At 69.2% G+C, this 3,988-nt stretch carries 4 protein-coding genes; all 4 read left to right on the top strand.

The features are described 5' to 3' along the window. Nucleotides 1-375: MerR family transcriptional regulator (locus M3N57_03740; protein MDP9021808.1), on the top strand; the 375-nt coding region annotated here is incomplete at its 5' end. 1 nt (nt 376) lies between these two features. Further along, on the top strand, nt 377-1,963 hold the full coding sequence (locus M3N57_03745) for a peptide chain release factor 3 (GenBank protein MDP9021809.1): 1,587 nt from the start codon (nt 377-379) through the stop codon (nt 1,961-1,963). 538 nt (nt 1,964-2,501) lie between these two features. Next, nucleotides 2,502-2,840, top strand: a complete 339-nt coding sequence (locus tag M3N57_03750; protein MDP9021810.1) for a helix-turn-helix domain-containing protein — start codon at nt 2,502-2,504, stop codon at nt 2,838-2,840. 666 nt (nt 2,841-3,506) lie between these two features. Then, a complete protein-coding gene (locus M3N57_03755; protein MDP9021811.1) occupies nt 3,507-3,893 on the top strand; it encodes an integrase core domain-containing protein in 387 nt (128 codons plus the stop codon). The last annotated feature ends 95 nt before the right edge of the window (nt 3,894-3,988 follow it).

Genomic DNA, 3,988 nt, shown 5'->3' on the forward strand with positions numbered 1-3,988 from the left:
CGGGTCGGGTTGTCGTTGCGCACGGTGCGCTACTACGAGGAGGTCGGGTTGATCGAACCGTCGGACCGCACGGCCGGCGGGTTCCGGCTCTACACCGACGATGACATCTCCCGACTGGAGCTGATCAAACGCATGAAGCCACTGGGCTTCACGCTGGACGAGATGCGCGACCTACTCGAGGTGCGCCGCCGGTTGTGGTTCGACGATCTGGACGCCGATGAGCGGGCGCAGGCGACGGATCGGTTGGCGATGTACGCCGACGCTGCTTCCGCGAAGTGCGAGGAACTGCGCGGCAAGCTCCAGGCGGCGGAAGCGTTCGTGGAGTCACTGCGGTCGGAGACGACCTGCCATCCCGCGTCCACGCCGACGCGCTGAGGTGACCTCGTCGGCCACGTCGCCCCCTGTCCTGGATGCTGCACGCGCAGCTGCGCGGCGTCGCACGTTCGCGATCATCTCGCACCCGGATGCGGGCAAGACGACCCTGACGGAGAAGTTCCTGCTGTACTCGGGTGCGATCCACCAGGCCGGGGCGGTGCGGTCGAGGAAGGTCCAGCGGGCCGCGACGTCGGACTGGATGGCGTTGGAGCAGCAGCGTGGCATCTCGATCAGCTCGGCGGTGGTGCGCTTCGACCACCGTGGAGTGACGTTCAACCTGCTGGACACGCCCGGGCACCGCGACTTCTCGGAGGACACCTACCGGGTGCTGTCCGCGGTGGACGCGGCGGTGATGGTGCTCGACGCCGCCAAGGGCGTCGAACCGCAGACGCGGAAACTGTTCGAGGTGTGCCGGCGGCGCGGCGCGCCGCTGCTGACGTTCGTGAACAAGATGGACCGCCCGTCGCTGGACCCGCTCGCGGTCCTCGACGACATCGAAGCGCAGATCGGCCTGGAAGCGGTCCCGGTCACCTGGCCGGTGAAGTCCCGCGGACAGTTCCACGGGGTCGTCGACCGGCGTGACCGGGTCCTGCATCGGTTCGCTCGGACCGCCCACGGGTCCACCAAGGCCCCGGAACGCCAGGAGCCGTGGGACGGGCAGGACGATCCGGAGGGAGGCGTCGACGAGCAGCTGGCGTTGCTGGACGCGGTGTACGACCCGGTCGACGTCGCCGGCTTCCGGGACGGACGATCGACGCCGGTGTTCTTCGGGTCGGCGCTGTCCAACTTCGGGGTGCGGCTCCTGCTGGACGCGCTGGTGGACCTGGCTCCCGCCCCGCAGCCGCGTGCGGACGTCGCCGGCGATCCACGCCCGTTGGACGCCCCCTTCTCGGCGTACGTGTTCAAGGTGCAGGCCAACATGGACCCGCGCCACCGTGACCGCATCGCGTTCCTGCGGATCTGCTCGGGACGGTTCGAACGAGGCATGACCGCGAGCTGCGCGCGGACCGGGCAGCCGTTCGCGATGCGCTACGCCCACGAGGTGTCCGGCCAGGACCGCGAGACCGCCGACGTGGCCTGGCCCGGCGACGTGATCGGGCTCGTCAACGCCTCGGACCTGACGATCGGCGACACCCTCTACGTCGACGAACCGGTCGCGTTCCCGTCCCCGCCGACGTTCGCGCCGGAGCACTTCCGCCGCATCCGTCCCACCGACCGGTCCCGCTACAAGCAGTTCCGCCGCGGCCTGTCCGAGCTCGACGAGGAGGGCGTCATCCAGGTGCTCCGCGATCCCGAGCTCGGCGACCAGGCGCCCTTGCTGGCCGCGGTCGGGGTGCTGCAGTTCGACGTCACCACCTGGCGGCTCGAGCACGAGTTCGGCGCCTCCGCCGAGCTCCACCACGTCGACTACCAGCTGGCCCGCCGCACCGACCCCGCGGGCGCCAGGGCCCTGCGCGACGCCCGCGCCGCCGACATCTACTACCGCTCCGACGGCACCCCGATCGCGCTGTTCCGCAACCGGTTCGCGCTCGAACGGCTCGAACGCGAGCACCCCGACCTGACCCTGGACACCATCGTCACCCTGTGATGCGGCCGCGCGTCCGACCGGGCACCGCGCCGAGCGAACCGTCGTGTTGTAGCCCAGAGCTTCGGCCAGCAGCCACCGCCGGCGCCGTCGGACAACGATCCCGCCTGCCGCGCCTATCGCATGACGTCACGAGACGCCGATAAGGGACCTTATGTCAAGTAGCGTGCCTTTTGAGAACGGCGGCTAAGACCGAAGACGAGATTTAGGAGGCCGCTTGACGAGTTTAGGGCCCAGGATGTTTTGTTGCGGCGTTTCGTCTCCCGCAGGTACACCGCGTCTGCCCACCCGCCGACCGAACAACGTGAACATCGTCGCACATACAGCCCACAGATGGAAGCAACCGAAACGTAGTCGTGTTACGCAACCCGAGGCGCCGGCGAGCGATTCTCGACCCTAGACCCCTCTACGGACCCGAATCCGCCCGACCGCTTCCTACTTACTGCGCAACTCCGGCGTTCCGCGTCTGGGTTCGTGACGGAAACCGGGATGGAAAACTCCCCGCCAACGGCAGGTCCGTGAGGACCACCGGAGGTGGATGATGGCAGAGCAGCAGGGAGCGGGGAAGCGTCGCCGTCGGCGGCATCTGACCCCGGCGGAGAAGTACCAGGTGTGGTGCGAGGTCGTCTCGGGCCAGGGCACCCAGCGCGAGATCGCCGACAAGTGGCGCGTCGACCGCTCGACGGTGGTGCACATCGTCAAGACCGCCAAGCAGGCTACGCTCTCGGGGCTGGCGGCGTCCAGGCCGGGGCGGCCTGGTAAGAGCTCCGAGCGGGCCGCGCTGGAGGACGCGCAGGCGGAGATCGCTCGGCTGCGTGAGACGATCACCGAGCAGGCGATCGAGCTGCAGCTGTTCCGGGGAAAAGGCAGTTGGGACTGACCGCCGGCCCGGTCCCGATGCGGGTGGACGCCAACGTCAAGGCTGGCCTGCTTGAGCTGATCGACCACGCGGTCGACGGTGGCTGGACCGTCCGCGCGGCCTGCCAGGTGCTGGAACTCAACGAGGATCGGGCAGGCCGGTGGCGCCGTCGCCGCGACGCCGGGCTTGGCCTCGCCGACGCGCCGCCAGGGCCTGATGAGCCGCTGCATGCGCTGCTGGACTGGGAGCGCGACGCGATCATCGAGCTGTTCGACACTTGGGGCGAGATCGACCGGTCGCACCGCAAGCTCGCCCATCGCGGGTCACGCCTCGAGAAGGTGTTCGTGTCCGAATCCAGCGTTCTCCGGGTCTTACGGGCCGAGAGCTTGGTGTTGCCGGCGCGACCGACACGCGACCCGGTGGCCGCCCGGCCGTGGGCCGGCCTGGGTCGAGTACCGGCCCTTGCAGGTGTTGGGCCACGACTTCTCCGCGTTCCCACGCGCCGGCCGCGACGCGCTGGCGATCCTCGACCTGGTCTCCCGCAAGTGGCTCGACTTTCTGCTGGTGCCCCACCAGCGCGGAGTCCGAACACGTCCAGGCGCTCTACACCCGCGCGCTGGAGGCTGAGGGCCTGCTCGCACAGATCGAGGCGCGGATGATTGCGCCCAACGCCGACCAGGCCTGCCGGTGCTGCTGGCCGTCTCCGACGGCGGCCCGCAGATGGTCTCGGGCACCACCCGCGAGTTCATGGCGCTGCACGCCCTGGCCATGCACATCGGGCGTCCCGGCACCCCCACCGACCAGACCCACATCGAGTCGCTGTGGGGCCACGTGAAGACCGAGTGGCCCCACCTCGAAGACATCCGCGACCCGAGCGTGCTCGACGTCGAGCTCGATCGCGTCAGGGTCGAGTACAACACCGTCCGGCTGCACGCCGGCATCGGCTACGTCACCCCCGACGACGAACACGAAGGGCGAGGAGCACAGATCCGCAAGGCCCGACGCGAAGGGATGCACAAGGCACGCGCCGACCGCATCGCCTACCGTCGGCAGAACCCAGCAAGCAGGCCCTGACCGTGGTGGGGAGTTTCTTCGCCGAAGTCCGTCATTAGCTCAGACGCATCTCACCGGGTCCGCCTTGGACGAAGGAAGTCGAGGGGCCCTTGCGG

Source organism: Actinomycetota bacterium, from assembly GCA_030776725.1.
Lineage (GTDB): Bacteria > Actinomycetota > Nitriliruptoria > Nitriliruptorales > JAHWKO01 > JAHWKW01.